This window comes from Leifsonia sp. 115AMFTsu3.1 (assembly GCF_004362795.1).
In the GTDB taxonomy this organism is placed as follows: domain Bacteria; phylum Actinomycetota; class Actinomycetes; order Actinomycetales; family Microbacteriaceae; genus Leifsonia.
Genome location: NZ_SNYB01000002.1, coordinates 854525 through 879667 on the forward strand (window position 1 = coordinate 854525; position 25143 = coordinate 879667).

At 66.8% G+C, this 25143-nt stretch carries 37 protein-coding genes; 33 read left to right on the forward strand and 4 right to left on the reverse strand.

All coding sequences use genetic code 11. The features are described from left to right. Positions 1 to 75: 75 nt before the first annotated feature. Together fusA and tuf are read left to right on the forward strand one after the other, a co-directional pair. The gene (gene fusA, locus AXZ95_RS15050) at positions 76 to 2190 is read left to right on the forward strand and encodes an elongation factor G (RefSeq protein ID WP_018191972.1); all 2115 of its coding nucleotides are present in this window, start codon (positions 76 to 78) and stop codon (positions 2188 to 2190) included. A gap of 116 nt (positions 2191 to 2306) precedes the next feature. After that, positions 2307 to 3500, forward strand: coding sequence for an elongation factor Tu (gene tuf / locus AXZ95_RS15055; RefSeq protein ID WP_018191971.1), 1194 nt, complete (start codon positions 2307 to 2309; stop codon positions 3498 to 3500). Positions 3501 to 3837: 337 nt separating this feature from the next. Here the strand turns inward: tuf and AXZ95_RS19660 are convergent, their stop codons facing one another. After that, entirely contained in the window at positions 3838 to 3990 is a 153-nt protein-coding gene (locus tag AXZ95_RS19660; RefSeq protein ID WP_018191970.1) for a hypothetical protein, read from the reverse strand. A 453-nt stretch (positions 3991 to 4443) separates the two neighbouring features. Between AXZ95_RS19660 and rpsJ the strand changes: the two genes are divergently transcribed. From rpsJ to truA, 31 genes are all read left to right on the forward strand, one after another. Then, positions 4444 to 4752: a 30S ribosomal protein S10 gene (rpsJ, locus tag AXZ95_RS15060; RefSeq protein WP_018191969.1), complete on the forward strand. Its 309-nt coding sequence runs from the start codon at positions 4444 to 4446 to the stop codon at positions 4750 to 4752. 14 nt (positions 4753 to 4766) lie between these two features. Further along, positions 4767 to 5426 (forward strand): 50S ribosomal protein L3, encoded by a 660-nt coding sequence (rplC, locus tag AXZ95_RS15065; RefSeq protein WP_018191968.1) that lies wholly within the window; start codon positions 4767 to 4769, stop codon positions 5424 to 5426. 5 nt (positions 5427 to 5431) lie between these two features. Continuing rightward, positions 5432 to 6082 carry a 50S ribosomal protein L4 gene (gene rplD, locus AXZ95_RS15070; protein WP_018191967.1) on the forward strand — a complete coding sequence of 217 codons (651 nt, stop codon included), beginning with the start codon at positions 5432 to 5434 and terminating at the stop codon, positions 6080 to 6082. Further along, the gene (rplW, locus tag AXZ95_RS15075) at positions 6082 to 6378 is read left to right on the forward strand and encodes a 50S ribosomal protein L23 (RefSeq protein ID WP_018191966.1); all 297 of its coding nucleotides are present in this window, start codon (positions 6082 to 6084) and stop codon (positions 6376 to 6378) included. The genes rplD and rplW overlap by 1 nt, the downstream gene beginning before the upstream one ends. 24 nt (positions 6379 to 6402) lie before the next feature. Beyond that, positions 6403 to 7242: a 50S ribosomal protein L2 gene (rplB, locus tag AXZ95_RS15080; RefSeq protein ID WP_018191965.1), complete on the forward strand. Its 840-nt coding sequence runs from the start codon at positions 6403 to 6405 to the stop codon at positions 7240 to 7242. A gap of 12 nt (positions 7243 to 7254) precedes the next feature. Next, the gene (gene rpsS / locus AXZ95_RS15085; protein WP_018191964.1) at positions 7255 to 7536 is read left to right on the forward strand and encodes a 30S ribosomal protein S19; all 282 of its coding nucleotides are present in this window, start codon (positions 7255 to 7257) and stop codon (positions 7534 to 7536) included. A 25-nt stretch (positions 7537 to 7561) separates the two neighbouring features. Continuing rightward, on the forward strand, positions 7562 to 7954 hold the full coding sequence (rplV, locus tag AXZ95_RS15090; RefSeq protein WP_018191963.1) for a 50S ribosomal protein L22: 393 nt from the start codon (positions 7562 to 7564) through the stop codon (positions 7952 to 7954). Then, entirely contained in the window at positions 7954 to 8721 is a 768-nt protein-coding gene (gene rpsC, locus AXZ95_RS15095) for a 30S ribosomal protein S3 (protein ID WP_018191962.1), read from the forward strand. The genes rplV and rpsC overlap by 1 nt, the downstream gene beginning before the upstream one ends. A 2-nt stretch (positions 8722 to 8723) precedes the next feature. Next, complete coding sequence (rplP, locus tag AXZ95_RS15100) at positions 8724 to 9143, forward strand: 50S ribosomal protein L16 (protein ID WP_018191961.1); 420 nt, start codon at positions 8724 to 8726, stop codon at positions 9141 to 9143. Then, positions 9143 to 9472: a 50S ribosomal protein L29 gene (gene rpmC / locus AXZ95_RS15105; protein WP_018191960.1), complete on the forward strand. Its 330-nt coding sequence runs from the start codon at positions 9143 to 9145 to the stop codon at positions 9470 to 9472. The genes rplP and rpmC overlap by 1 nt, the downstream gene beginning before the upstream one ends. Next, positions 9472 to 9777 carry a 30S ribosomal protein S17 gene (gene rpsQ, locus AXZ95_RS15110; RefSeq protein WP_018191959.1) on the forward strand — a complete coding sequence of 102 codons (306 nt, stop codon included), beginning with the start codon at positions 9472 to 9474 and terminating at the stop codon, positions 9775 to 9777. The genes rpmC and rpsQ overlap by 1 nt, the downstream gene beginning before the upstream one ends. Continuing rightward, the gene (gene rplN / locus AXZ95_RS15115) at positions 9774 to 10142 is read left to right on the forward strand and encodes a 50S ribosomal protein L14 (RefSeq protein WP_018191958.1); all 369 of its coding nucleotides are present in this window, start codon (positions 9774 to 9776) and stop codon (positions 10140 to 10142) included. The genes rpsQ and rplN overlap by 4 nt, the downstream gene beginning before the upstream one ends. 3 nt (positions 10143 to 10145) lie before the next feature. After that, positions 10146 to 10505 (forward strand): 50S ribosomal protein L24, encoded by a 360-nt coding sequence (gene rplX / locus AXZ95_RS15120; protein ID WP_018191957.1) that lies wholly within the window; start codon positions 10146 to 10148, stop codon positions 10503 to 10505. After that, positions 10505 to 11092, forward strand: coding sequence for a 50S ribosomal protein L5 (rplE, locus tag AXZ95_RS15125; RefSeq protein WP_018191956.1), 588 nt, complete (start codon positions 10505 to 10507; stop codon positions 11090 to 11092). Before rplX ends, rplE begins: the two co-directional genes overlap by 1 nt. Positions 11093 to 11191: 99 nt before the next feature. After that, positions 11192 to 11590, forward strand: a complete 399-nt coding sequence (rpsH, locus tag AXZ95_RS15130) for a 30S ribosomal protein S8 (RefSeq protein ID WP_018191955.1) — start codon at positions 11192 to 11194, stop codon at positions 11588 to 11590. A gap of 6 nt (positions 11591 to 11596) precedes the next feature. Beyond that, the gene (rplF, locus tag AXZ95_RS15135; protein ID WP_018191954.1) at positions 11597 to 12133 is read left to right on the forward strand and encodes a 50S ribosomal protein L6; all 537 of its coding nucleotides are present in this window, start codon (positions 11597 to 11599) and stop codon (positions 12131 to 12133) included. A gap of 2 nt (positions 12134 to 12135) precedes the next feature. Continuing rightward, positions 12136 to 12507: a 50S ribosomal protein L18 gene (gene rplR / locus AXZ95_RS15140; protein WP_018191953.1), complete on the forward strand. Its 372-nt coding sequence runs from the start codon at positions 12136 to 12138 to the stop codon at positions 12505 to 12507. 59 nt (positions 12508 to 12566) lie between these two features. Further along, complete coding sequence (rpsE, locus tag AXZ95_RS15145) at positions 12567 to 13217, forward strand: 30S ribosomal protein S5 (RefSeq protein WP_269209392.1); 651 nt, start codon at positions 12567 to 12569, stop codon at positions 13215 to 13217. Then, entirely contained in the window at positions 13217 to 13402 is a 186-nt protein-coding gene (gene rpmD, locus AXZ95_RS15150) for a 50S ribosomal protein L30 (RefSeq protein ID WP_018191951.1), read from the forward strand. The genes rpsE and rpmD overlap by 1 nt, the downstream gene beginning before the upstream one ends. Further along, positions 13402 to 14094, forward strand: coding sequence for a 50S ribosomal protein L15 (gene rplO / locus AXZ95_RS15155; RefSeq protein ID WP_018191950.1), 693 nt, complete (start codon positions 13402 to 13404; stop codon positions 14092 to 14094). Before rpmD ends, rplO begins: the two co-directional genes overlap by 1 nt. 76 nt (positions 14095 to 14170) lie before the next feature. Further along, the gene (gene secY / locus AXZ95_RS15160; protein ID WP_018191949.1) at positions 14171 to 15493 is read left to right on the forward strand and encodes a preprotein translocase subunit SecY; all 1323 of its coding nucleotides are present in this window, start codon (positions 14171 to 14173) and stop codon (positions 15491 to 15493) included. Further along, a complete protein-coding gene (locus AXZ95_RS15165; RefSeq protein ID WP_026307273.1) occupies positions 15490 to 16110 on the forward strand; it encodes an adenylate kinase in 621 nt (206 codons plus the stop codon). Before secY ends, AXZ95_RS15165 begins: the two co-directional genes overlap by 4 nt. Positions 16111 to 16112: 2 nt before the next feature. After that, positions 16113 to 16943 carry a type I methionyl aminopeptidase gene (gene map / locus AXZ95_RS15170; RefSeq protein ID WP_018191947.1) on the forward strand — a complete coding sequence of 277 codons (831 nt, stop codon included), beginning with the start codon at positions 16113 to 16115 and terminating at the stop codon, positions 16941 to 16943. Between the two features lie 173 nt (positions 16944 to 17116). Continuing rightward, positions 17117 to 17338 carry a translation initiation factor IF-1 gene (gene infA / locus AXZ95_RS15175; protein WP_011186713.1) on the forward strand — a complete coding sequence of 74 codons (222 nt, stop codon included), beginning with the start codon at positions 17117 to 17119 and terminating at the stop codon, positions 17336 to 17338. Between the two features lie 82 nt (positions 17339 to 17420). Beyond that, on the forward strand, positions 17421 to 17534 hold the full coding sequence (gene rpmJ, locus AXZ95_RS15180; protein ID WP_018191946.1) for a 50S ribosomal protein L36: 114 nt from the start codon (positions 17421 to 17423) through the stop codon (positions 17532 to 17534). A 135-nt stretch (positions 17535 to 17669) separates the two neighbouring features. Continuing rightward, on the forward strand, positions 17670 to 18044 hold the full coding sequence (gene rpsM, locus AXZ95_RS15185; RefSeq protein ID WP_018191945.1) for a 30S ribosomal protein S13: 375 nt from the start codon (positions 17670 to 17672) through the stop codon (positions 18042 to 18044). Between the two features lie 38 nt (positions 18045 to 18082). Then, positions 18083 to 18481, forward strand: coding sequence for a 30S ribosomal protein S11 (gene rpsK, locus AXZ95_RS15190; protein ID WP_018191944.1), 399 nt, complete (start codon positions 18083 to 18085; stop codon positions 18479 to 18481). A 120-nt stretch (positions 18482 to 18601) separates the two neighbouring features. Next, positions 18602 to 19600: a DNA-directed RNA polymerase subunit alpha gene (locus AXZ95_RS15195; RefSeq protein WP_018191943.1), complete on the forward strand. Its 999-nt coding sequence runs from the start codon at positions 18602 to 18604 to the stop codon at positions 19598 to 19600. A 54-nt stretch (positions 19601 to 19654) separates the two neighbouring features. Further along, positions 19655 to 20227, forward strand: a complete 573-nt coding sequence (gene rplQ / locus AXZ95_RS15200; RefSeq protein ID WP_026307272.1) for a 50S ribosomal protein L17 — start codon at positions 19655 to 19657, stop codon at positions 20225 to 20227. A 163-nt stretch (positions 20228 to 20390) separates the two neighbouring features. Next, positions 20391 to 21416 (forward strand): GNAT family N-acetyltransferase, encoded by a 1026-nt coding sequence (locus AXZ95_RS15205; protein WP_018191941.1) that lies wholly within the window; start codon positions 20391 to 20393, stop codon positions 21414 to 21416. 4 nt (positions 21417 to 21420) lie between these two features. After that, a complete protein-coding gene (truA, locus tag AXZ95_RS15210) occupies positions 21421 to 22290 on the forward strand; it encodes a tRNA pseudouridine(38-40) synthase TruA (RefSeq protein ID WP_018191940.1) in 870 nt (289 codons plus the stop codon). A gap of 7 nt (positions 22291 to 22297) precedes the next feature. Here truA and AXZ95_RS15215 read toward each other — a convergent pair whose 3' ends face one another. The 3 genes from AXZ95_RS15215 to AXZ95_RS15225 are packed head-to-tail and all read right to left on the reverse strand — an operon-like array spanning position 22298 to position 25063. After that, positions 22298 to 22933 carry a response regulator transcription factor gene (locus AXZ95_RS15215; RefSeq protein WP_018191939.1) on the reverse strand — a complete coding sequence of 212 codons (636 nt, stop codon included), beginning with the start codon at positions 22931 to 22933 and terminating at the stop codon, positions 22298 to 22300. After that, positions 22930 to 24141, reverse strand: a complete 1212-nt coding sequence (locus AXZ95_RS15220; RefSeq protein ID WP_018191938.1) for a histidine kinase — start codon at positions 24139 to 24141, stop codon at positions 22930 to 22932. The genes AXZ95_RS15215 and AXZ95_RS15220 overlap by 4 nt, the downstream gene beginning before the upstream one ends. 52 nt (positions 24142 to 24193) lie before the next feature. Next, positions 24194 to 25063 (reverse strand): helix-turn-helix transcriptional regulator, encoded by an 870-nt coding sequence (locus AXZ95_RS15225; RefSeq protein WP_018191937.1) that lies wholly within the window; start codon positions 25061 to 25063, stop codon positions 24194 to 24196. Positions 25064 to 25143 lie beyond the last annotated feature (80 nt).

The following is a 25143-nucleotide window of genomic DNA, read 5'->3' on the forward strand; positions in this document are numbered from 1 at the left end:
GGCCGTCCGGGCGTTATACCTCATAGTGCCGCGCCCGGACGGCACCCCTCACTTTCAACAATTCGGAGGAACCCTGTGGCACAGGACGTGCTCACCGACCTGAACAAGGTCCGCAACATCGGCATCATGGCCCACATCGATGCCGGCAAGACCACTACGACCGAGCGCATCCTGTTCTACACGGGCGTCAACCACAAGATCGGCGAGACGCACGATGGCGCCTCGACCACCGACTGGATGGAGCAGGAGAAGGAGCGCGGCATCACCATCACGTCCGCGGCCGTGACCTGTTTCTGGAACAAGAACCAGATCAACATCATCGACACGCCCGGTCACGTGGACTTCACCGTCGAGGTGGAGCGTTCGCTCCGCGTCCTCGACGGCGCCGTCGCCGTGTTCGACGCGAAGGAGGGCGTCGAGCCCCAGTCGGAGACCGTGTGGCGTCAGGCCGACAAGTACGTCGTCCCGCGCATCTGCTTCGTCAACAAGATGGACAAGCTCGGCGCCGACTTCTACTTCACCGTCGACACCATCATCTCGCGCCTCGGCGCCAAGCCGCTGGTGATGCAGCTCCCGATCGGTTCCGAGTCCGACTTCGTCGGCGTCGTCGACCTCATCGAGATGCGCGCGCTGGTCTGGCCCGGCGACGCCAAGGGTGATGTCACCATGGGCGCCAAGTACGAGGTCCAGGAGATCCCCGCCGACCTCCAGGCCAAGGCCGAGGAGTACCGCGCGAAGCTCATCGAGACCGTCGCCGAGAGCGACGACGTGCTGCTCGAGAAGTTCTTCGGCGGCGAGGAGATCACCGTTCCGGAGATCAAGGCGGCCATCCGCAAGCTCACCGTGAACAACGAGATCTACCCGGTCCTCTGCGGTTCGGCGTTCAAGAACCGCGGTGTGCAGCCGATGCTCGACGCCGTGATCGACTACCTCCCGTCGCCGCTCGACGTGCCCGCCATCGAGGCGCATAACCCGCGCGACGAGGAGCAGGTCATCCTGCGCCACGCCGACGCCACCGAGCCGTTCTCCGCCCTGGCCTTCAAGGTCGCGGTGCACCCGTTCTTCGGTCGCCTCACCTACGTGCGCGTCTACTCGGGCCGCATCGACTCCGGCGCCCAGGTCATCAACTCGACCAAGGGCAAGAAGGAGCGCATCGGCAAGATCTTCCAGATGCACGCCAACAAGGAGAACCCGGTCGACTTCGTCACCGCCGGCAACATCTACGCGGTGATCGGCCTCAAGGACACCACCACCGGTGACACCCTGAGCGACCCGGACAACCAGGTCGTGCTCGAGTCGATGACCTTCCCGGAGCCGGTGATCGAGGTCGCCATCGAGCCGAAGACCAAGGCCGACCAGGAGAAGCTGGGCACCGCGATCCAGAAGCTGGCCGAAGAGGACCCGACGTTCCGCACCGAGCAGAACCAGGAGACCGGCCAGACCGTCATCAAGGGCATGGGCGAGCTCCACCTCGACATCCTCGTCGACCGCATGAAGCGCGAGTTCAACGTCGAGGCGAACGTCGGCAAGCCCCAGGTGGCCTACCGCGAGACCATCCGCCGCACGGTGGAGAAGTACGACTACACCCACAAGAAGCAGACCGGTGGTTCCGGTCAGTTCGCTAAGGTGCAGATCAGCCTGGAGCCCATGGAGGTCACCCCGGAGACCTCGTACGAGTTCGTGAACGCCGTCACCGGCGGTCGCGTCCCGCGCGAGTACATCCCCTCGGTGGACGCGGGAATCCAGGACGCGATGCAGGTCGGCGTTCTCGCCGGCTTCCCGACGGTGGGCGTCAAGGCGACGCTCCTCGACGGTGCAGCGCACGACGTCGACTCCTCGGAGATGGCGTTCAAGATCGCCGGCTCGATGGCCTACAAGGAGGCCGCTCGGAAGGCGAACCCGGTGCTCCTCGAGCCGCTCATGGCGGTCGAGGTGCGTACGCCGGAGGAGTACATGGGCGACGTCATCGGCGACCTGAACTCCCGTCGCGGGCAGATCCAGTCCATGGAGGACGCCAGCGGTGTCAAGGTGGTGCGTGCCAACGTCCCGCTGTCGGAGATGTTCGGTTACATCGGTGACCTGCGGTCGAAGACCTCGGGCCGCGCGGTGTACTCGATGCAGTTCGACAGCTACGCGGAGGTCCCGAAGGCTGTGGCCGACGAGATCGTCCAGAAGAGCAAGGGCGAGTGACCTCGGGTCTCAAGCCTTCGGCAACATCCCGTAACATAAGAAACCAATCCCGTAGAGCTTCCGGTCGAAATCCATCGACCGGCGCCTCTACACGAGAGTCCTGAGGAGGACCCACAGTGGCTAAGGCCAAGTTCGAGCGGACTAAGCCGCACGTCAACATCGGAACCATCGGTCACGTCGACCACGGCAAGACGACGCTCACCGCGGCGATCTCCAAGGTGCTTGCTGACAAGTACCCGTCGGCGACCAACGTTCAGCGCGACTTCGCGTCGATCGACTCGGCTCCGGAAGAGCGTCAGCGTGGTATCACGATCAACATCTCGCACGTCGAGTACGAGACGCCGAAGCGCCACTACGCGCACGTTGACGCCCCGGGTCACGCCGACTACATCAAGAACATGATCACCGGTGCTGCTCAGATGGACGGCGCGATCCTCGTGGTCGCCGCCACCGACGGCCCGATGGCTCAGACCCGTGAGCACGTTCTGCTCGCCAAGCAGGTCGGCGTCCCCTACCTGCTCGTCGCGCTGAACAAGTCCGACATGGTGGACGACGAGGAGATCCTGGAGCTCGTCGAGCTCGAGGTTCGCGAGCTGCTCTCCAGCCAGGACTTCGATGGCGACAACGCCCCCGTCGTGCGCGTCTCGGGCCTCAAGGCTCTCGAGGGCGACGAGAAGTGGGTCCAGTCGGTCCTCGACCTCATGGACGCCGTCGACAACTCCATCCCCGACCCGGTGCGTGACAAGGACAAGCCGTTCCTCATGCCGATCGAGGACGTCTTCACCATCACCGGTCGTGGCACGGTCGTCACGGGCCGCGCCGAGCGTGGCACCCTGGCCATCAACTCCGAGGTCGAGATCGTCGGCATCCGCCCGACGCAGAAGACCACGGTCACGGGTATCGAGATGTTCCACAAGCAGCTCGACGAGGCCTGGGCCGGCGAGAACTGTGGTCTGCTCCTGCGCGGTACCAAGCGCGAGGACGTGGAGCGCGGCCAGGTCGTGGCGAAGCCGGGTTCTGTGACCCCGCACACCAACTTCGAGGGCACTGCCTACATCCTCTCGAAGGACGAGGGTGGCCGTCACAACCCCTTCTACACGAACTACCGTCCGCAGTTCTACTTCCGTACCACCGACGTCACCGGCGTCATCTCGCTGCCCGAGGGCACCGAGATGGTCATGCCCGGCGACACCACCGACATGTCGGTCGAGCTGATCCAGCCGATCGCCATGGAGGAGGGCCTCGGCTTCGCCATCCGTGAGGGTGGCCGCACCGTTGGCGCCGGTACGGTGACGAAGATCATCAAGTAAGTCCTTCGACTTCACTCGTGAGAGGGTCGGGCCTTCGGGCCCGGCCCTCTTTCGCGTTCCTGGCTATCCGCTCCGACCGCTTTACCTGAGGGCGATGGAGTCGCAGAATGGACGCACCGTTTCAACCGGACGGTTCCGTTCGACGAGAGGAGCGCCTATGGATTCCCACAGCCTCGCAAACCAGCCCACATCGCTGACAGGTTCTCGTAACGGAAGTTCGGGGGCCGCATAGCGGTCGTGGACAATCACCTGAGTAGCGGCGCGAGGCGCTACTCGAGCGGGGTCGGCTAGGGTCGGCCCCGCTCCGCTGTGAGTGGCCTCCGCTCGCCGGATGCCGTCACGGCAGCGTGAACCGGCGGGGATCCAGGTCGTACTCCAGCTCGATCCCGGAATTCAGCCGCACGATGAGCGTGCACGAGTCCACCTGCTCGCCGCGATCGGGCCGCGACTGAGCGTGAGCCGACCGGGCTTCCTCATCTTCATCTCGCATCCCCCTGCTCCTTCCGCTGCGCATTCGCGGCTGGTGGCGAGCGTGCACGCACATGCTGCATCACAGCGGCCCGCTCTGGCTACGGATGGTTTCCCGACGCCGCGACACGCCCGGGTTGCAGGTTGGGCCGCGATCTGGCAAACTTGTCTAGTTCAACATTCCGGAACGAGCGCGTCTACGCGCGCTTCGACCGGATCACTGCCAGGCAGTGCATAGCCCGTTGCACCGTGTTCATTCGCGGTTTTGGCGACGTGAGGTTAGGCCGCAGGCAGCAGGACACGCTCAATTCGAACACCCACGAGACCAGGGGCTAACTCTGTGCCTGTGACAGGTTCGATCACGAGTTGACAGAAGAATAGTGGCGTTCCACCGCGTACGTCGCCCGCGTCCAATGCGAAGAACGGCTCGAGAGAGCCGTCTCGTACGACGCCATAACAAGAGAGAGAGTCAGACATGGCGGGACAGAAGATCCGCATTCGGCTTAAGTCGTATGACCACGAGGTCATCGACACCTCGGCGCGCAAGATCGTCGACACGGTGACCCGTGCCGGCGCGACCGTCGTCGGCCCGGTGCCGCTTCCCACCGAGAAGAACGTGGTGGTCGTCATCCGTTCGCCCCACAAGTACAAGGACAGCCGCGAGCACTTCGAGATGCGCACGCACAAGCGGCTGATCGACATCATCGACCCGACGCCGAAGGCCGTCGACTCGCTCATGCGTCTCGACCTGCCCGCCGACGTCAACATCGAGATCAAGCTCTAAGGGGGAGTGCCACCATGTCCAACGCTGACACGAAGACTTCCAAGGGCCTCCTCGGCAAGAAGCTCGGAATGACCCAGGTCTGGGACGAGAACAACAAGCTCATCCCCGTGACCGTCATCGAGATCACCCCGAACGTCGTGACCCAGGTCCGCACCCCCGAGGCCGACGGCTACAACGCCGTCCAGATCGCGTACGGCCAGATCGACCCGCGCAAGGTCAACAAGCCGTCCGCCGGCCACTTCGACAAGGCGGGCGTCACCCCGCGTCGTCACCTCACCGAGGTCCGCACCGCCGACGCCGCCGAGTACGCGGCCGGCCAGGAGCTCACCGTCGACGAGACCTTCGAGGTCGGCCAGCTGGTCGACGTCGTCGGGACCTCGAAGGGTAAGGGCTTCGCCGGTGTGATGAAGCGCCACAACTTCCAGGGCGTCTCCGCTTCGCACGGTGCGCACCGCAACCACCGCAAGCCGGGCTCCATCGGCGCCTCCTCGACCCCGAGCCGTGTCTTCAAGGGCATGCGCATGGCCGGTCGCATGGGTGGCGAGCGCGTCACCGTCCTGAACCTCAAGGTGCAGGGCATCGACGCCGAGAAGGGCCTGCTGCTGGTCAAGGGCGCCGTTCCCGGCGCTCGTGGCCGCATCGTTTTCGTCCGCAACGCAGTGAAGGGGGCCTAAGGTAAATGGCTACCTCGATTGACGTCGTCGACCTCAAGGGCAAGAAGGCCGGCTCCATCGAGCTTCCCGACGCCCTGTTCGACGTTCAGACCAACATCCCGCTGATCCACCAGGTCGTCACCGCCCAGCTCGCCGCGGCGCGCCAGGGCACGCACAAGACCAAGGGTCGTGGCGAGGTCTCCGGAGCCGGCCGCAAGCCGTTCAAGCAGAAGGGCACCGGTCGCGCCCGCCAGGGTTCCATCCGCGCCCCGCAGATGACCGGTGGTGGCATCGTCCACGGACCGACGCCGCGCAGCTACGCTCAGCGCACCCCGAAGAAGATGATCGCCGCTGCTCTGCTCGGTGCTCTCTCGGACCGCGCCCGCGGCAGCCGCCTCCACGCCGTCCAGGCCTTCACCACCGGTGACGCCCCGTCCACCAAGGCCGTCGTCGACCTGCTGAGCGGCATCGCGACCTCGAAGCACGTCCTCGTCGTGCTCGAGCGTGACGACGAGCTCGCCTTCAAGAGCGTCCGCAACGTGCCGACCGTGCATGTGCTGACGTACGACCAGCTGAACGCCTACGACGTCCTGGTGAGCGACGACATCGTCTTCTCGCAGGCGGCGCTCGAGGGCTTCATCGCCGCCAAGAGCAACAAGGAAGAGGTGAACGCGTAATGGCCGTCAACAAGGACCCGCGCGACGTCATCATCGCCCCGGTCGTCTCTGAGAAGAGCTACGGCCTGATCGACGAGGGCAAGTACACCTTCCTCGTCGACACGCGTTCGAACAAGACCGAGATCAAGCTCGCCATCGAGTCGATCTTCAAGGTCGAGGTCGCGTCGGTGAACACCCTGAACCGTCAGGGCAAGACCCGCCGCACCCGCTTCGGCACCGGCAAGCGCAAGGACACCAAGCGCGCCATCGTCACGCTGAAGTCCGGTTCCATCGACATCTTCACGGCCGTCGGCTGAGCGAAGGACTAGAGGAAAACAGACATGGCAATTCGTAACTACAAGCCCACGACCCCCGGTCGTCGCGGCTCCTCGGTCGCCGACTTCGCCGAGATCACCCGCTCGACGCCGGAGAAGTCCCTTCTCCGTCCGCTGTCGAAGACCGGTGGCCGCAACAACCAGGGCCGCATCACGACCCGTCACATCGGTGGTGGCCACAAGCGCCAGTACCGCGTGATCGACTTCCGTCGCAACGACAAGGACGGCGTCAACGCCAAGGTCGCCCACATCGAGTACGACCCCAACCGCACGGCGCGCATCGCGCTGCTGCACTTCGTGGACGGCACCAAGCGCTACATCCTGGCGCCCGCCGGCCTGAAGCAGGGCGACGTCGTCGAGTCGGGTGCCGGCGCGGACATCAAGCCGGGCAACAACCTGCCGCTGCGCAACATCCCGACCGGTACCGTCGTGCACGCGATCGAGCTGAAGCCGGGCGGTGGCGCCAAGCTCGCCCGTTCGGCCGGTGCCTCGGTCCGCCTCGTCGCGAAGGACGGCCCCTACGCCCAGCTGCGCCTCCCCTCGGGTGAGGTCCGCAACGTCGACGCGCGCTGCCGCGCCACCGTCGGCGAGGTCGGCAACGCCGAGCAGTCGAACATCAACTGGGGCAAGGCCGGCCGCATGCGCTGGAAGGGCGTCCGCCCGACCGTGCGTGGTGTCGCGATGAACCCGATCGACCACCCGCACGGTGGTGGTGAGGGCAAGACCTCCGGTGGTCGCCACCCGGTCAGCCCGTGGGGTCAGAAGGAAGGCCGTACGCGCCACCCCAACAAGGAAAGCGACAAGCTCATCGTCCGCCGTCGCAACGCCGGCAAGAAGCGCAAGTAGGAGTTCGAGAAGATGCCACGCAGTCTCAAGAAGGGCCCCTTCGTCGACGAGCACCTGTTTCGCAAGGTGGTCGCCGCGAACGAGGCCAACAGCAAGAACGTGATCAAGACCTGGTCGCGCCGCTCGATGATCGTCCCGGCCATGCTGGGTCACACCATCGCGGTGCACGACGGTCGCAAGCACATCCCGGTGTTCGTCACCGAGACCATGGTCGGTCACAAGCTCGGCGAGTTCGCGCCGACCCGCACCTTCCGTGGACACGTGAAGGACGACAAGAAGGGTCGCCGCCGCTGATCGCGGTGGCGTAAGGAGGAGAGAAATGGTGGAGTCGATCGCCCGCGTGCGACACATCCGCGTTACCCCCATGAAGGCCCGCCGCGTCGTCAACATGATCCGCGGCAAGCAGGCTCAGGAGGCCCTGGCCATCCTGAAGTTCGCCCCCCAGAGCGCGAGCGAGCCTGTTTACAAGCTCGTCGCCTCGGCCATCGCCAACGCGCGTGTCAAGGCCGACCAGAGCAACACCTACCTGGACGAGCAGGACCTGTACGTGAGCCGCGCCTTCGTGGACGAGGGGACCACCCTCAAGCGGTTCCAGCCGCGTGCACAGGGCCGGGCCTTCCGCATCAACAAGCGCACCAGCCACATCACGGTCGTCCTCGCGACGCCGGACGAGGCCGAGGCCGCCCCCGTCAGCAAGAAGGCGAGCAAGTAATGGGTCAGAAAGTCAATCCGTACGGCTTCCGTCTGGGGATCACCACCGACCATGTGTCGCGGTGGTTCTCCGACAGCACCAAGCCGGGTCAGCGTTACAGCGACTACCTCGCCGAGGACGTCAAGATCCGCCGTCTGCTTCAGACGTCGCTCGACCGCGCGGGCGTGTCCCGCATCGAGATCGAGCGCACCCGTGACCGCGTCCGCGTCGACATCCACACCGCCCGCCCGGGCATCGTGATCGGTCGTCGTGGCGCCGAGGCCGAGCGCATCCGCGCCGACCTCGAGAAGCTCACGGGCAAGCAGATCCAGCTGAACATCCTCGAGGTGAAGAACCCCGAGGCCGACGCCCAGCTCGTCGCGCAGGGCATCGCCGAGCAGCTCTCCGCCCGCGTGGCCTTCCGCCGCGCGATGCGCAAGGGTCTGCAGGGCGCGCAGCGCGCCGGCGCCAAGGGTGTCCGCATCCAGGTGTCCGGCCGTCTCGGCGGCGCCGAGATGAGCCGCTCCGAGTTCTACCGCGAGGGTCGTGTGCCGCTGCACACGCTCCGCGCCAACATCGACTACGGCTTCTACGAGGCCAAGACCACCTTCGGTCGCATCGGTGTGAAGGTGTGGATCTACAAGGGCGACATCACGAACAAGGAACTGGCTCGCGAGCAGGCCAACCAGAAGCCGTCGCGCGAGCGCAACGACCGTCCGCGTCGCGGTGGCCGGGGCAACGCCCCCGAGACCACTGGCGCGCCGGCCGCAGCAGGAGTTGAGGCATAACCATGTTGATCCCACGCAGAGTCAAGCACCGCAAGCAGCACCACCCCGGCCGTAGCGGCCAGGCGACCGGTGGCACGAAGGTCTCCTTCGGCGAGTTCGGCATCCAGGCCCTGACGCCCGCTTACGTGACCAACCGTCAGATCGAGTCCGCTCGTATCGCCATGACGCGTCACATCAAGCGTGGCGGCAAGGTGTGGATCAACATCTACCCCGACCGTCCGCTCACGAAGAAGCCGGCCGAGACCCGAATGGGTTCCGGTAAGGGTTCGCCGGAGTGGTGGGTCGCCAACGTCAAGCCGGGTCGCGTCCTCTTCGAGGTCTCCGGAGTCTCCGAGCAGCTCGCTCGCGAGGCCATGACCCGTGCAATCCACAAGCTGCCCCTCAAGGCACGCATCATCAAGCGCGAGGAGGGCGACGCGTAATGGCGATCGGATCCAAGGAGCTTGCCTCGAGCGAGCTCGACACTTTCGAAGACGAGCGTCTCGTCGACGAGCTGAAGAAGGCCAAGGAAGAGCTGTTCAACCTCCGCTTCCAGTCGGCCACCGGCCAGCTCGAGAGCCACGGCCGCCTGCGCGCCGTGAAGCGTGACATCGCTCGTATCTACACCGTGATCCGCGAGCGCGAGCTCGGGATCCGGGCTACCCCGGCCCCGACCGAGGCAGCGCCGGCCGAGAAGAAGAAGACCCGCGCCAAGAAGGCGGCCCCGGCCGCCGAGGCCGAGGTCGACACCACGAATGAGGAGGCCAAGTAATGGCTGAGACCACCAAGGCCGCGGCCGCGGAGTCGGCGGCCGACGAGGCCCTCGTCCGCGGGTACCGCAAGGCCCGTCGCGGTTACGTCGTCAGCGACAAGATGGACAAGACCATCGTCGTCGAGGTCGAGGACCGCGTGAAGCACCCCCTGTACGGCAAGGTCATCCGTCGCACCTCCAAGGTGAAGGCGCACGACGAGAACAACACCGCCGGCATCGGCGACCTCGTTCTCATCAACGAGACCCGTCCCCTGAGCGCCAGCAAGCGCTGGCGCCTGGTTGAGATTCTGGAGAAGGCCAAGTGATCCAGCAGGAATCCCGACTCAAGGTCGCCGACAACACCGGCGCCAAGGAGCTCCTCGCGATCCGCGTGCTCGGCGGCTCCAGCCGTCGCTACGCCGGCCTCGGCGACGTCATCGTCGCCACGGTCAAGGACGCGATCCCGGGTGGGAACGTCAAGAAGGGCGACGTCGTCAAGGCGGTCGTCGTGCGTGTTCGCAAGAACACCCGCCGCCCGGACGGCTCCTACATCAAGTTCGACGAGAACGCCGCTGTCATCCTGAAGAACGACGGTGACCCCCGCGGCACGCGCATCTTCGGACCGGTCGGCCGCGAGCTCCGCGACAAGAAGTTCATGAAGATCATCTCGCTCGCACCGGAGGTGCTGTAACCCATGGCGAACATCAAGAAGGGCGACCTGGTCCAGGTCATCTCGGGCCGTTCGCAGGCCCGCGGTGGTGACCGTGGCAAGCAGGGTCGCGTCATCGAGGTTCTCGTCGAGCAGAACCGTGTCATCGTCGAGGGCGTCAACTTCGTGACGAAGCACGTGCGCGTCGGCCAGACGCAGCGTGGCACGAAGACCGGCGGAATCGAGACCCACGAGGCCCCGATCCACGTCTCGAACGTGGCGCTGGTCGACCCCGAGACCAAGAAGCCGACCCGCGTCGGCTTCCGCGAAGAGAGTGTCACGAAGGACGGCGTCACCAAGACGGTCCGCGTTCGTTACGCCAAGAAGTCTGGTAAGGACCTGTAATGACCGACACTGCAACCGCTGCTGGCAAAATCCAGCCGCGCCTGAAGCAGAAGTACAAGAACGAGATCTCCCAGCAGCTCCAGGGCGACTTCGGCTTCACCAACGTGCACCAGGTGCCCGGTCTGGTGAAGATCGTCGTCAACATGGGTGTCGGCGAGGCGGCTCGTGACGGCAAGGTGATCGACGGTGCGGTCAACGACCTCACCCTGATCACCGGTCAGAAGCCCCAGGTCACGAAGGCCCGCAAGTCCATCGCGCAGTTCAAGCTGCGCGAGGGTCAGCCGATCGGCGCGCACGTCACGCTGCGCGGCGACCGCATGTGGGAGTTCCTCGACCGTCTCCTCACGCTCGCGCTTCCGCGAATCCGCGACTTCCGCGGCCTCAGCGACAAGCAGTTCGACGGGAACGGCAACTACACGTTCGGTCTCACGGAGCAGTCGATGTTCCACGAGATCAACCAGGACCGCATCGACCGCGTCCGCGGCATGGACATCACTGTGGTGACCACCGCCAAGAACGACGACGAGGGTCGCGCGCTGCTCAAGCAGCTCGGCTTCCCGTTCCGTTCCAACGACGCGGCCAACTAGGCCCACCTGCGGGCCGGCCGTCCGGCCGGCCCGCTTCCACCACAGGTCGTCAGTCGTGTACCGGCTGAACGAAACCTGGTGACCGTAAGGAAAACCGAAATGACCATGACAGATCCGGTCGCAGACATGCTGACCAGACTGCGCAACGCGAACTCGGCTCACCACGACACCGTGTCGATGCCGCACTCGAAGCTCAAGGCCCACATCGCCGAGATCCTCACCAAGGAGGGCTACATCTCCGGCTGGGACGTCACCGACGCCCGCGTCGGCAAGACGCTGACCCTGCAGCTCAAGTTCGGACCGAACCGCGAGCGTTCCATCGCCGGTATCAAGCGCGTGTCGAAGCCCGGCCTTCGCGTCTACGCGAAGTCCACGGAGCTCCCCAAGGTGCTCGGCGGGCTCGGCGTCGCCATCCTGTCCACCTCCTCCGGTCTGCTCACGGACCGCCAGGCTGAGAAGAAGGGCGTGGGTGGGGAAGTCCTCGCCTACGTGTGGTAATCCGCCATGTCGCGTATTGGAAGACTGCCCATCGACATCCCGACCGGGGTCGATGTGAAGATCGACGGCCAGGCCGTCACCGTCAAGGGCCCGAAGGGTGAGCTCAGCCTCACCGTCGCCGAGCCCATCGAGGTCAAGCTGGAGGAGAACCAGGTCCTGGTTACCCGTCCGGACGACGAGCGCGCTTCGCGTTCGCTGCACGGCCTGACCCGCACCCTCATCAACAACCAGATCATCGGCGTCACCCAGGGCTACTCCAAGGGCCTGGAGATCGTCGGCACCGGTTACCGCGTCGTCCAGAAGGGCTCGGCCGTCGAGTTCGCGCTCGGCTTCTCGCACCCGGTGACCGTCGAGCCGCCGGCTGGCATCACGTTCACGGTCGAGGGCAACAACCGCCTGACCGTGGCCGGGATCGACAAGCAGGCCGTCGGTGAGGTCGCCGCGAACATCCGCAAGATCCGCAAGCCCGAGCCGTACAAGGGCAAGGGCGTGCGCTACGCCGGCGAGGTCGTTCGTCGCAAGGCCGGAAAGGCTGGTAAGTAATCATGGCTCTGGGTACCAGAGGAAAGAGCAAGGCGGCCGCTCGCGACCGCCGTCACACCCGCCTTCGCAAGAAGATCGAGGGCACCGCGGTCCGTCCGCGCCTGGTCGTGACCCGTTCGGCCCGCCACGTCTTCGTGCAGGTCGTCGACGACGCGCAGGGCCACACGCTGGCGTCCGCGTCGACCATGGAAGCGGACCTGCGCACCTTCGACGGTGACAAGACCGCCAAGGCCCGCAAGGTCGGAGAGCTCGTCGCCGAGCGCGCGAAGAGCGCCGGTGTCGACGCCGTCGTGTTCGACCGTGGAGGCAGCAAGTACGCGGGCCGCGTCGCCGCTGTCGCCGAGGGAGCTCGAGAGGGTGGACTGAACCTGTGAGCGACGAGAACAACAAGGAGCAGACCGTGGCCGATCAGGTAACGGACAGCGCGCAGCCGGTGGAGACCGCTGCGGGCACCGACAACAACACCCGGAGCGAGCGCGAGCCGCGCCGTGGTGGCCGCGAGCGCAACCCCAACCGCGACCGTGGCAGCCGTGACGCCGACAAGAGCCAGTTCCTGGAGCGCGTCGTCACCATCAACCGCGTCTCGAAGGTCGTGAAGGGTGGTCGTCGCTTCAGCTTCACCGCTCTCGTGGTCGTCGGCGACGGCAACGGCCTGGTGGGCGTCGGCTACGGCAAGGCCCGTGAGGTGCCGCTGGCGATCTCGAAGGGCGTCGAGGAGGCGAAGAAGAACTTCTTCCGCGTCCCGCGCGTCGGCAACACCATCCCGCACCCGGTGCAGGGTGAGGCCGCCGCCGGTGTCGTCCTCCTGCGTCCGGCCGCCGCCGGTACCGGTGTTATCGCCGGTGGTCCGGTGCGCGCCGTCCTGGAGTGCGCCGGTATCCACGACGTGCTGAGCAAGTCGCTCGGTTCGTCCAACACGATCAACATCGTGCACGCGACCGTCGAGGCGCTGAAGCAGCTCGAGGAGCCCCGCGCCGTCGCAGCTCGCCGTGGTCTCGACTACGACCAGGTCGCCCCGGCGCGCCTGCTTCGCACCGAGGCAGCGCTGGCCGAGGCCGCCGCGACCGCGAAGGCAGGTGCCTGATGGCTGCGCGTCTGAAGATCACGCAGATCAAGTCGAAAGTGAGCGAGAAGCAGTACCAGCGCGACACGCTGCGCAGTCTGGGACTGAAGCGCATCGGTGACGTCGTCGTCCGCGAGGACAACCCGCAGAACCGTGGGTACGTCAACACCGTCGCTCACCTGGTGAAGGTCGAGGAGATTGACTAATGGCTGAAGAGAAGGCCACCACAGAGGCCGCTGAGAAGCCGGCCGCCAAGAAGCCCGCGACCAAGGCCGCGAGCACGAAGGCTGCCGGCGACAAGCCGGCCGCCGAGAAGACCAGCACCGCGAAGAAGGCTCCGGCCAAGAAGGCGTCGGCTTCGGCCGCTGCCGACAAGGCCGCCGCCTCCAGCACGGACGACACCGTGGCCGCAAAGCCGGCCGCGAAGTCCTCCGCCAAGAAGGACGTCGCCGCCCCGCGCGAGCAGGTCCTGAAGGTGCACCACCTCCGCCCCGCCGCCGGCGCCAAGAAGGAGAAGACCCGCGTCGGACGCGGTGAGGGCTCCAAGGGTAAGACGGCCGGTCGCGGTACCAAGGGAACCAAGGCGCGCTACCAGGTGCGTCCGGGCTTCCAGGGCGGCCAGCTTCCGCTGCACATGCGTGCGCCGAAGCTGCGCGGCTTCAAGAACCCGTTCCGCGTCGAGTACCAGGTCGTGAACCTGGAGAAGCTCGCCGAGCTGTACCCGTCGGGCGGTGACGTCACCGTCGCCGACCTGGTCGCCAAGGGTGCCGTTCGCAAGAACGAGAAGGTCAAGGTTCTCGGCAACGGGGACATTGCGGTTAAGCTGAACGTTGCGGTCGACAAGGTCTCCGGCTCTGCTGAGCAGAAGATCGTCGCCGCAGGTGGCTCCGTCAAGTAGTCATCCGCAGAGCAGCTGAGTCGGGTGGCCGGGGAACCGGCCACCCGACTGACTCTTAGGAAAGCAGGACGCAGGATTGTTTAGCGCCGTTGGGCGGATCTTCCGCACCCCGGATCTTCGCCGGAAGATCTTCTTCACGCTGGGCATCATCGCCCTGTTCCGGCTGGGATCCTTCATCCCTGCGCCATTCGTCGATTTCGGCAACGTCCAGACCTGTCTGAACGCTAATCAGGACACTTCCGGCCTGTATTCGCTGGTGAATCTGTTCTCCGGCGGTGCCCTCCTCAAACTCTCGATCTTCGCGCTCGGCATCATGCCGTACATCACCGCGTCGATCATCGTGCAGCTGCTGCGCGTGGTCATCCCGCGCTTCGAGACCCTCTACAAGGAGGGCCAGGCCGGCCAGGCCAAGCTCACGCAGTACACGCGCTACCTCACCATCGCGCTGGGCGTCCTCCAGTCGACGACCCTCATCACGGTCGCCCGCAGCGGCGCGCTGTTCGGCACCACCGCCGTCTCCCAGTGCACGCAGCTGATCACGGACGACTCCTGGTACGCGATCATGCTCATGGTCGTCACCATGACCGCCGGCACGGGCCTCATCATGTGGATGGGCGAGCTCGTCACCGAACGCGGCATCGGCAACGGCATGTCGCTCCTCATCTTCACCTCGATCGCCGCGCAGTTCCCGTCCTCCCTCTGGGCGGTCGGCCAGTCGCAGGGCATCGAGATCCTGCTGGTCGTGATCGCGATCGGGTTGCTCATCGTCATGGGCGTCGTCTTCGTCGAGCAGTCGCAGCGGCGCATCCCCGTGCAATACGCGAAACGCATGGTCGGGCGACGGACCTACGGCGGCAACAACACCTACATCCCGATCAAGGTCAACATGGCCGGTGTCGTGCCCGTCATCTTCGCGTCGTCGCTGCTGTACCTGCCGGCGCTCATCGCCCAGTTCAACCAGCCGGCCGCCGGCAAGGCACCGGCGCCGTGGGTCACGTGGATCACGAACTACCTGACCAAGGGCGACCACCCGCTGTACATGCTGCTGTACTTCCTCCTGATCGTCGGGTTCACCTACTTCTACGTGGCGATCACCTTCAACCCGGAGGAGGTCGCGGACAACATGAAGAAGTACGGCGGCTTCATCCCCGGCATCCGCGCGGGCCGTCCGACGGCCGAGTACCTCGATTACGTGCTCACGCGGGTGACCCTGCCCGGATCCTTCTATCTGGGCATCATCGCGCTGATCCCATTGGTCGCCTTCGCGTTGATCGGCGCAAGCCAGAACTTCATGTTCGGCGGCACGTCCATCCTGATCATCGTCGGTGTCGGGCTGGAGACGGTCAAGCAGATCGACTCCCAGCTCCAGCAGCGGCATTACGAAGGGCTTCTGCGTTGACCCGAATGCTGATCGTCGGACCCCCCGGAGCGGGCAAGGGCACTCAGGCCTCCCGCATCACCACCGTCTACGGGATCCCCGACATCTCCACGGGCGACATCTTCCGGGCCAACATCAAGAACGAGACGCCGCTCGGCAAGCAGGTCAAGGCCATCGTCGACGCGGGCGACTACGTCCCCGACACGCTCACCAACCAGCTGGTCGCGGACCGGCTCGACGAGGAGGATGCCAAGAACGGCTTCCTGCTCGACGGGTACCCGCGGACGCTCGCGCAGGTCGACTACCTCGACGAGCTCCTCGCCGGCAAGGGGCAGAAGCTGGATGCGGTCATCCAGCTGACGGCCGACCAGGACGAGATCGTGCAGCGCCTGACCAAGCGGGCTCACGAACAGGGTCGAGCAGACGACTCGGAAGAGGCCATCCGCCACCGCCAGCAGGTGTACGTGCGCGAGACCTCGCCGCTGATCGACGTGTACCGCGAGCGCGGTCTCCTCGTGCCGGTCGACGGCCTGGGTGCGATGGACGAGGTCGCGGAGCGGATCACCTCCGCCCTCGCCGAGCGCGGCATCGTCCCGGTCGCGGGCGCAGGCGCGTCCACCGGCGAGTCCGTGGCCTAGAAGTGGTCTTCAAGAGGTCGATCTACAAGACGCCCGCTCAACTCCGCGACATGCTCGCGCCCGGGCGCGCGACGGCCGCATCCCTCGAAGCGGTGGCAGCGGCGGTCGCTCCCGGCGTGTCCACCCTCGAGCTCGACGCGATCGCCGAGCGCGCGATCGTGGACGCGGGCGGTGCGTCGAACTTCCAGTTGGAGCCCGGCTACCATCACACGATCTGCGCGTCAGTGAACGACGAAGTGGTGCACGGGATCCCCGGTCAGCGCATTCTCGAGCCCGGCGACATCCTGTCGGTCGACAGCGGCGCGATCCTGAGCGGCTGGAACGGGGATGCGGCGCGCACCTTCGTGCTGCCCGATCCCGCGCATCCCGAACTCGTGGCCGAGCGCACCCGCCTCTCAGAGGTGACGGAGCAGTCGCTGTGGCGCGGTATCGCGACCCTGGCGTCCGCCCGCTACCTCAACGACGTGGGCGAGGCGATCGAGGACTACATCTCGGCGCAGGGCGACTACGGCATCCTGACCGACTACATCGGCCACGGCATCGGGCGCCGCATGCACGAGGAGCCGCCGGTGTTCAACTACCGCGTGCGCGCCAAGGGGCCGGAGGTGCGCCCGGGGCTGGTTGTCGCGATCGAGCCGATGGTCGTGCTCGGATCGCAGGAGACCTACGTCAAGGACGACGGCTGGACCGTCGCTACGGAGGACGGCTCGGCGGCCGCCCACTGGGAGCACAGCGTCGCCGTCCACGCGGACGGCATCTGGGTGCTCACCGCGAGCGACGGCGGGGCCGCCGGCCTCGCCCCGTTCGGTGTGGCGCCGGTTCCGATCGCCTGATGGGCGCCCGGATCACGGTGTTCGCCCAGAGCGGCGGAGGATCATACACTCGGATTGGCGGATTCGCGCCCTTTCCCATAAGATAGATCCTTGGTGTCTTAGGCGCGTTCTCACGTGCCTTCCGCCGATCAACGCACGACCAGCAAACCACGACTTTTAGCGACAGTGAGGCTATGGCCAAAAAAGACGGTGTCATCGAGATCGAAGGATCCGTGATCGAGGCTCTTCCCAACGCGATGTTCCGCGTGGAGTTGACGAACGGTCACAAGGTTCTTGCCCACATCTCCGGCAAGATGCGCCAGCACTACATCCGCATCCTCCCCGAGGACCGCGTGATCGTGGAGCTGAGCCCTTACGATCTGACCCGCGGCCGGATCGTCTACCGCTACAAGTAAAGGTCTGCTGTAAGTAACGGCCCCACCCAACGGGTAGCCCCGGGTGAGGTACGAGGACAGCGAACAAAGGTAAGAAACACTCATGAAGGTCAACCCCTCGGTCAAGAGGATCTGCGACAAGTGCAAGGTCATCCGCCGCAACGGCCGGGTCATGGTCATCTGCGAGAACCCGCGCCACAAGCAGCGCCAGGGCTGAACGCAGTCATAACCGAATAGAAGAACAGGCGATGCCAGAACCCGCGTCCGGAGACGGACACGGGGGACACCCTCGGAGGAGGCCGGGGCACCGGGATCGCTGCAGACCTCCACTCATCACAGGAGAAGCCAACACATGGCACGTCTAGCAGGCGTCGACATCCCGCGCGAGAAGCGCGTCGAGGTCGCACTCACCTACATCTATGGAGTCGGCCGCACCCGCGCCCTCCAGACTCTGCGCGAGACCGAGATCTCGGGCGACATCCGCGTCAAGGACCTGACCGACGAGCAGCTCGTCGCTCTCCGCGACTACATCGAGGGCAACTTCAAGGTGGAGGGTGACCTGCGCCGCGAGGTCGCCGCCGACATCCGCCGCAAGGTCGAGATCGGCAGCTACGAGGGTATCCGCCACCGTAAGGGCCTCCCGGTCCGCGGCCAGCGCACCAAGACCAACGCTCGTACCCGCAAGGGTCCGAAGCGCACCGTGGCCGGCAAGAAGAAGGCGCGCTAAGGCCCGCGGCCCCACGCTCTTAGGATTCAGGAGAAGAAATGGCAGCACCCAAGTCGGCCGCTCGCAAGCCGCGCAAGAAGGAAAAGAAGAACATTGCTGTGGGCCAGGCCCACATCAAGAGCACGTTCAACAACACGATCGTCTCGATCACCGACACCACCGGTGCCGTGATCAGCTGGGCCTCGTCCGGCGGCGTCGGATTCAAGGGCTCCCGCAAGTCGACCCCGTTCGCGGCGCAGCTCGCCGCCGAGTCGGCCGCGCGTCAGGCGCAGGAGCACGGCATGAAGAAGGTCGACGTCTTCGTCAAGGGCCCGGGTTCGGGTCGCGAGACGGCGATCCGCTCCCTCCAGGCCGCCGGCCTCGAGGTCGGCTCGATCAACGACGTCACCCCGCAGGCGCACAACGGTTGCCGCCCGCCCAAGCGCCGTCGCGTCTGAGTTCTCTTCTCGTCCGCCGCAGGCGGCGGTCCATTCGGGCCGCCGCCTGACGGCGTGACGAAACCCACCCCAGTAGAAGCGAATGTCATATAGCGGACATTCAGCCGAAAGGAATCAATAGTGCTCATTGCACAGCGTCCTACGCTCACCGAAGAGAACATCTCCGAGTTCCGCTCGCGGTTCGTCATCGAGCCCCTGGAGCCCGGCTTCGGATACACCCTCGGCAACTCCCTGCGCCGCACCCTCCTCTCCTCCATCCCCGGCGCGGCTGTCACCAGCATCCGCATCGACGGCGTGCTGCACGAGTTCAGCACCGTTCCGGGCGTCAAGGAGGACGTGACCGAGATCATCCTGAACATCAAGGGTCTGGTGGTCTCCAGCGAGCACGACGAGCCCATCACCGCGTACCTCCGCAAGACCGGCGCCGGTCAGGTCACCGCCGCCGACATCTCGGCTCCGGCCGGTGTGGAGATCCACAACCCCGAGCTGGTCATCGCGACCCTCAACGACAAGGCGAAGTTCGAGGTCGAGTTGACCATCGAGCGCGGCCGCGGCTACGTGTCGGCCCAGCAGAACCGCAACGAGTACAGCGAGGCGGGCCAGATCCCGATCGACTCGATCTACTCGCCCGTCCTGAAGGTCACCTACCGCGTCGAGGCCACCCGTGCCGGTGAGCGCACCGACTTCGACCGCCTCGTGGTCGACGTCGAGACCAAGCCCGCGATCAGCCCGCGCGACGCCATCGCCTCGGCCGGCCGCACGCTGGTCGAGCTGTTCGGTCTCGCTCGCGAGCTCAACAGCGCCGCAGAGGGCATCGAGATCGGCCCGGCTCCGGTCGACGCCGTCCTCAGCTCCGAGCTGTCGATGCCGATCGAGGACCTCGACCTCTCGGTCCGCTCGTACAACTGCCTCAAGCGCGAGGGCATCAACACCGTGAGCGAGCTCGTCTCGCTGTCGGAGACGCAGCTCATGAACATCCGCAACTTCGGTCAGAAGTCGGTGGATGAGGTCAAGGACAAGCTGACGGAGATGGGTCTGTCGCTGAAGGACTCGGTCCCCGGGTTCGACGGCGCCCACTTCTACAGCGGCTACGACGAGGACGAGTCCACCACCATCTGAGGCTCGTCGCCCGACTCAGCCATCAGACCTTTTCAACACTGGAGATAACCGATCATGCCTAAGCCCACCAAGGGCCCCCGCCTCGGGGGCGGCCCGGCGCACGAGCGCCTCATGCTCGCCAACCTGGCCGCTGCGCTCTTCACGCACAAGAGCATCAAGACCACCGAGACGAAGGCCAAGCGCCTGCGTCCCGTGGCCGAGCGCCTGATCACGTTCGCGAAGCGCGGCGACCTGCACGCCCGCCGTCGCGTGCTCGCCGTGATCAGCGACAAGTCCGTCGTGCACGAGCTCTTCACCGAGATCGCGCCGCTGGTCGCCGAGCGTGAGGGCGGCTACACCCGCATCACGAAGCTCGGCTTCCGCAAGGGTGACAACGCGCCGATGGCGCAGATCGAGCTCGTGCTCGAGCCCGTCACCCCGAAGGTGAAGTCGTCCAAGACCACCGCCGCCCCCAAGGCTGCGCCGGTCGAGGAGACCCCTGCCGAGGAGGCCGCGACCGAGGAGACCTCGGCCGAGGAGACCAGCACCGAGACCGCCGCCGCCGAGGCGGAAGTCGTCGAGGACGCGACCGCCGACGCCGACGCCGCCGGTGAGACCGACGCCGAGAGCGAGGCGGAGAAGGCGTAACGCCCTCCCCTTTCCACACGAAGGCCCTGCATCCGTGGATGCGGGGCCTTCGTCGTTCCCGCGGTCTGTGGGTCGCAACACGCCGTTATGGCGACCGCAAAACGGCGTGTTGCGACCCACGGATGCCGGGCGGGGGCGGGAGGCGAGGCTCTAGGGTGAAGGGATGACCGACGACACTCTGAGCCCGCTCCGCGAGCGGGTCGCCGCGCCGCCGACCTACCGCCCGCAGCATCCCCTCATCGAGGAGTGGCGGCCCGCGACGGCGGCCGATGTGGATGCGGTGCACGAGGTGTACCGCGCGATCGCCGTCCAGGACCACCCCAATTACGTCACGACACGCGAAGAGGTCGAGGAGGAGCTGGGCTACAGCTTCATCGACCTGGATGCCGACTCGCTGTTGGCCGTCACCGCCGACGGTCGGGTCGTCGCCGTCGGCATCGTGATGGAACCGCCGCGGCAGGAGACACTGGTGCGCGAGTTCATGAACGGCGGCGTGCATCCCGAGTTCCGCGGCCAGGGGATCGGACGTGAGCTGCTGGCGTGGCAGCGTGCCCGGGGCGAGCAGAAGCTGGCCGCGTCGGACAAGGCGCTGCCGGGCTGGCTGGTGGGTTACGCCGACCGGCGCGCGCCGGATCGCGAGCGGCTGCTCCTCGTCGGCGGGTTCGAGGTGGCCCGGTACTTCCGGACGATGGAACGCGACCTGCGCGACCCCATCCCCGAGGTGGCGCCGACGATCGATGTGCGGATCGTCCCGTACACGAGCGAGCTGGCCGCCGCCGTCCATGCGGCGCGCGATGACGCGTTCCGGGACCACTGGGGCAGCCAGCCGCTGAGCGATGAGCAGTTCGACGGTCTGGTGTCGGGAGTGTTCGTCGCCGAGCTCTCGTTCGTCGCGCTCGCGGGCGACGAGGTCGCCGGCGTCCTGCTCACGGATGTGAACGAGGACGACTGGCCCGGGCAGGGCTTCACGGGCGCGTACGTGTCCACCGTCGCCGTGACGCGGCCGTACCGGGGGAGACGCATCGCGCCGTCGCTGCTGCGAGCGGTGCTCGAGGCGTGCGCTCAGCGCGGCTGGGACAAGGTGGTCCTCGACGTCGACGCCGAGAATCCCACCGGTGCGCTGGGGCTCTACACGGGGATGGGGTTCGTGACGACGCAGGCCGAGACGGGGCTCGTGCGTGCCTACTGATCCTGTGGCCGCCGACCACGCGCGGCGGTACCGCCTCGACATCGCCTACCAGGGCACGGACTTCAACGGCTGGGGACGTCAGCCCGGGCTGCGGACGGTGCAGGGGACGTTGGAGGACGCCCTCGCGACGATCTTCCGGCGGGCGGGGGAGCCGCCGCTCCTGACCGTCGCGGGTCGAACGGATGCCGGGGTGCACGCCGTCGGGCAGGTCGCCCACGTCGACCTGTCCCCGGCACAGGAGGCGGTCCTCCGGAAGCCGCACGGGAAACGTCCGCCGCTGTCCGCCGAGGAGGCGCTCGGCCGGCGGCTGAACGGCATCCTGGGCCCGGTGTCCGACGTCGTCGTGCTGTCCGCGACAGTCGCACCCGACGGGTTCGACGCGCGTTTCTCGGCCCTCTGGCGACGCTACGAGTACCGCGTCGCCGACCGCGCGGCCCTCCGTGATCCGCTGCAGCGCCACCGGACGGCCTGGGTGTCGGCCGACCTCGACGTGGACGCGATGGACATGGCCGCCCACGGGCTCCTCGGGCTCCACGACTTCGCCAGCTACTGCAAGGCGCGTGAGGGCGCCACGACCATCCGCACTCTCCAGGCGTTCAGCTGGCGTCGCGACGAGGACGGCGTGCTCGTCGCCGAGCTCACGGCCGACGCTTTCTGCCACAGCATGGTGCGCGCGCTGGTCGGGGCATGCGTCGAGGTCGGTGAGGGCAAGCTCGACGCAGGCGACCTCGTGGCGCTGCGCGACGAGAAGCAGCGCACCAGCGCCTTCAAGGTGATGCCCGCTCGCGGCCTCACGCTGATGGAGGTGGGCTACCCCGAGGGAGCGGAACTCGCCCTCCGTGCGGAGCGAACGCGCGCGATGCGCGAGCTGTGAGGGCCGCTCACCGCACGAGCCCGTTCTCGTAGGCGAACGCCACCAGTTGCACGCGCGACGCGAGCCCGAGCTTGGCGAGGATGCTGCGGACGTGCGACTTGACGGTCGCCTCGGAGATGAACGCCGTCCGGCCGATCTCGCCGTTGCTGAGGCCTCGGGCGGCGAGGAGGAACACCTCCTTCTCGCGGACCGACAGGGCGTCGATCGCCTCCGGGCGGCGGCGGGCCAGTGTGCGGAACAGGTCCGTGGTCGCCTTCGGTGCGATGACCGAATGACCATCGTGCACGGTGCGGATCGCCGCCAGGATGAACTCCGGCGTCGCATCCTTCAGCACGAAGCCGTCCGCTCCCGCTCGAAGCGCCGCGGCGACCGCCTCGTCGCGTTCGAAGGTCGTGAGGACGACGATGCGGGGGAGTGGTTCCGCGTTTTCCCGCCGGATGCCCTCTGTCGCTGCGATGCCATCCAGCACCGGCATCCGGATGTCCATGAGCAGCACATCCGGTCGTGCCGAGCGGGCCAGGTGCATCGCCTGCAGGCCGTCCGGCGCGCTGCCGGCGAACTCGAGATCGGGTTGCGACTCGATCATCATCTGCAGCCCCGTGCAGAACAGCGGCTGGTCGTCGGCGATCGCGACCCGGATCATGCGGTCACCGCATTCCGGCCGGTCGCCGGGATGTAGGCCGTCACGAGATACCCGCCCGGCTGGTCCTCGTCCTCGCCGGCGTCGAGCCAGCCTCCGGCGAACCGGGCGCGCTCGCGCATCCCGATGAGGCCGCGGCCCGCTGGGTTGGGCGGAGGGGCATCCCGAGGAACCGAGGGCCGGGATGCCAGGGACAGGGCGATGCCGTCTTCACGCTCGTCCAACGCCAGCCGCGCGCGTGCACCGGTGCCAGCGTGCTTGAGCGCGTTGGTGAGGCCCTCCTGGACGATCCGGTAGACGGCGAGTTCCTGTGCCGCGCTGAGTACCACGGCGCCGCCGAACCGCTCGACGGAGATCACGAGGCCGGCGTCGGACATCCGCTCCACCAGGTCGTCGAGATCGGTCACGCCGGGATGCACGGGTCCGTCGGGACTGCCGACGAGGGTCTCGATCAGCACCCGGACCTCGGTCAACGACGCTCGCGCGGTGTCTGCAATGGTCGCGAGCGAGGGCGCGACGGATGCGGGGCGCTCGTCCACGAGCAGGCGAGCACCGTCCGCCTGGGCGAGGATGACCGACAGGGAGTGCGCCATGATGTCGTGCACGTCCTGGGCGATGCGCTCCCTCTCGCCGGCGACCATCGTCTCGACCTCCGCGACGCGGAGTTCGGCCGTCGTGCGCGCGAGCTCCTCCTCGCTCCACCGCGTGCGCATCCAGACGCCGATGAGGGTGCCGATGACCCAGGCGAACGCCGCCGCTCCGGCGCAGACGACGAAGAATGTCACTCGGATCGCAGCATCGGTGTGCCCGATCCCCTGGGCCCAGGACAGGAGGCCCGCAACGGACACTCCCGCCCCGACGGCGAAGGCGAGGGCGACGACCCGCATGCGACCGTGCACCGTGGCGGCCACGACGACGATGATGACGGCATAACCGAGGTAGATGGCCGCGTTCTGGAAGATCCCCGCCGGGAAGAGGAGTTGCCCGATGAGCACCGCGGTCCCGGTCGCCATGGCCGCGACAGGACTGAGCCGGGAGAGCCCGATGGCGCACCCGAGCACGAGCAGCGCGGCCCAGAACGGAACGGTGGCGCGGAGGGCGGACGGCAGGAGCTGGTTGCGGCCCGCTTCCGTCAGCGCCCAGAACACGAAGAACGTCACGGCGAGGGCGGGCTCCAACAGCCACCGGCTGCGCGTCAGGATCGGACTCATACGGGCAACGCTAGGGTGAGGCCGCCGATTGTGCGCGTGATCGGGCGAGGTTTCAGCCCTGGGGCTGAGTGCGGGTCAGCCCGCCCTGGAGGGTCTGGGCTCCGATCACCGACAGCAGGCGCAGCTTCTCCGCGGACTCGCTGCCCGGTATCGCGGTGTAGACGAGCAGCGAGTGCGCGTGACCCGGGTCGACGAGCTGCTGGCAGTGCAGTTCGAGTTCCCCGACCTCCGGGTGAGTGAAATGCTTGACCTCCTTCGGCCGGAGCCCGACCTCGTGCGCCGCCCAGAGCGTCCGGAACTCGGCGCTGCGGTCGAGGACGTAGTCCGCCAGAGCGGCCGCCCGCGACCCGGGACCGCGCGCTGTCACGATCTCGCGCAGGCCGGAGGCGAACATCCGGCTCAGGAAGTCGTGGTCGCGAGGGGCGTACAGGCTGCGCGAACCCGGGTCGGTGAACCATCGCACTCCCAGGCTGCGCTCCGGCCCGCGGAGCGACGCCGTATCACCGGTCAAGGCCACGCCCATCCTGCTCTGCCGCAGCGTCTCTCCCACTTCGGTCACGATCTCGGCCGGGGTGTCGTCGAGCCGATCGAGCACGCGCAGCAGGCCGGGGCTCACGTGCTCGCTCTCCGAGCCCTGCGCAGGCGGGGTGTGGCCGGCGAGACGGAACAGGTGATCGCGCTCCGCGTGGGAGAGATGGAGCCCCTGAGCGATCGAGGCGAGCATCTGCTCGGACGGCTGGGGACCTCGCTCCCGCTCCAGCCGGGCGTAGTAGTCGACCGACATGTGCGCCAGGGCGGCCACTTCCTCACGCCGCAGCCCGGACGTGCGGCGGCGGCTGCCGCGCGGGAGGCCCACGTCCTCCGGCTGGAGCAGGTCACGCCGGGTCCGGAGGAATTGGGCGAGTCCGATACGGTCGATCACCCCTCATGTCTACCGTGTGGCGCTCTCCGTAACCACGGATCGCCGGGCCGTGGCTACGGATGGCCCGAGCGTCCAGGGTG

What these genes read in the sequence shown, in the direction of transcription:
- rplE (WP_018191956.1), top strand. Translation starts at nt 10,505, where the DNA reads ATGACCGACACTGCAACCGCTGCTGGCAAAATCCAGCCGCGCCTGAAG.
- rplD (WP_018191967.1), top strand. Translation starts at nt 5,432, where the DNA reads ATGGCTACCTCGATTGACGTCGTCGACCTCAAGGGCAAGAAGGCCGGC.
- rplV (WP_018191963.1), top strand. Translation starts at nt 7,562, where the DNA reads ATGGTGGAGTCGATCGCCCGCGTGCGACACATCCGCGTTACCCCCATG.
- rpmC (WP_018191960.1), top strand. Translation starts at nt 9,143, where the DNA reads ATGGCGATCGGATCCAAGGAGCTTGCCTCGAGCGAGCTCGACACTTTC.
- AXZ95_RS15220 (WP_018191938.1), bottom strand. Translation starts at nt 24,141, where the DNA reads ATGAGTCCGATCCTGACGCGCAGCCGGTGGCTGTTGGAGCCCGCCCTC.
- AXZ95_RS15215 (WP_018191939.1), bottom strand. Translation starts at nt 22,933, where the DNA reads ATGATCCGGGTCGCGATCGCCGACGACCAGCCGCTGTTCTGCACGGGG.
- rpsM (WP_018191945.1), top strand. Translation starts at nt 17,670, where the DNA reads ATGGCACGTCTAGCAGGCGTCGACATCCCGCGCGAGAAGCGCGTCGAG.
- rplQ (WP_026307272.1), top strand. Translation starts at nt 19,655, where the DNA reads ATGCCTAAGCCCACCAAGGGCCCCCGCCTCGGGGGCGGCCCGGCGCAC.
- AXZ95_RS19660 (WP_018191970.1), bottom strand. Translation starts at nt 3,990, where the DNA reads ATGCGAGATGAAGATGAGGAAGCCCGGTCGGCTCACGCTCAGTCGCGG.
- rplW (WP_018191966.1), top strand. Translation starts at nt 6,082, where the DNA reads ATGGCCGTCAACAAGGACCCGCGCGACGTCATCATCGCCCCGGTCGTC.
- rpsC (WP_018191962.1), top strand. Translation starts at nt 7,954, where the DNA reads ATGGGTCAGAAAGTCAATCCGTACGGCTTCCGTCTGGGGATCACCACC.
- rpsS (WP_018191964.1), top strand. Translation starts at nt 7,255, where the DNA reads ATGCCACGCAGTCTCAAGAAGGGCCCCTTCGTCGACGAGCACCTGTTT.
- rplB (WP_018191965.1), top strand. Translation starts at nt 6,403, where the DNA reads ATGGCAATTCGTAACTACAAGCCCACGACCCCCGGTCGTCGCGGCTCC.
- rplX (WP_018191957.1), top strand. Translation starts at nt 10,146, where the DNA reads ATGGCGAACATCAAGAAGGGCGACCTGGTCCAGGTCATCTCGGGCCGT.
- rplC (WP_018191968.1), top strand. Translation starts at nt 4,767, where the DNA reads ATGTCCAACGCTGACACGAAGACTTCCAAGGGCCTCCTCGGCAAGAAG.
- rplP (WP_018191961.1), top strand. Translation starts at nt 8,724, where the DNA reads ATGTTGATCCCACGCAGAGTCAAGCACCGCAAGCAGCACCACCCCGGC.
- rpmD (WP_018191951.1), top strand. Translation starts at nt 13,217, where the DNA reads ATGGCTGCGCGTCTGAAGATCACGCAGATCAAGTCGAAAGTGAGCGAG.
- rpsH (WP_018191955.1), top strand. Translation starts at nt 11,192, where the DNA reads ATGACCATGACAGATCCGGTCGCAGACATGCTGACCAGACTGCGCAAC.
- rpsK (WP_018191944.1), top strand. Translation starts at nt 18,083, where the DNA reads ATGGCAGCACCCAAGTCGGCCGCTCGCAAGCCGCGCAAGAAGGAAAAG.
- rpsQ (WP_018191959.1), top strand. Translation starts at nt 9,472, where the DNA reads ATGGCTGAGACCACCAAGGCCGCGGCCGCGGAGTCGGCGGCCGACGAG.
- AXZ95_RS15205 (WP_018191941.1), top strand. Translation starts at nt 20,391, where the DNA reads ATGACCGACGACACTCTGAGCCCGCTCCGCGAGCGGGTCGCCGCGCCG.
- rplF (WP_018191954.1), top strand. Translation starts at nt 11,597, where the DNA reads ATGTCGCGTATTGGAAGACTGCCCATCGACATCCCGACCGGGGTCGAT.
- rpsJ (WP_018191969.1), top strand. Translation starts at nt 4,444, where the DNA reads ATGGCGGGACAGAAGATCCGCATTCGGCTTAAGTCGTATGACCACGAG.
- rpmJ (WP_018191946.1), top strand. Translation starts at nt 17,421, where the DNA reads ATGAAGGTCAACCCCTCGGTCAAGAGGATCTGCGACAAGTGCAAGGTC.
- rplR (WP_018191953.1), top strand. Translation starts at nt 12,136, where the DNA reads ATGGCTCTGGGTACCAGAGGAAAGAGCAAGGCGGCCGCTCGCGACCGC.
- infA (WP_011186713.1), top strand. Translation starts at nt 17,117, where the DNA reads ATGGCCAAAAAAGACGGTGTCATCGAGATCGAAGGATCCGTGATCGAG.
- rplO (WP_018191950.1), top strand. Translation starts at nt 13,402, where the DNA reads ATGGCTGAAGAGAAGGCCACCACAGAGGCCGCTGAGAAGCCGGCCGCC.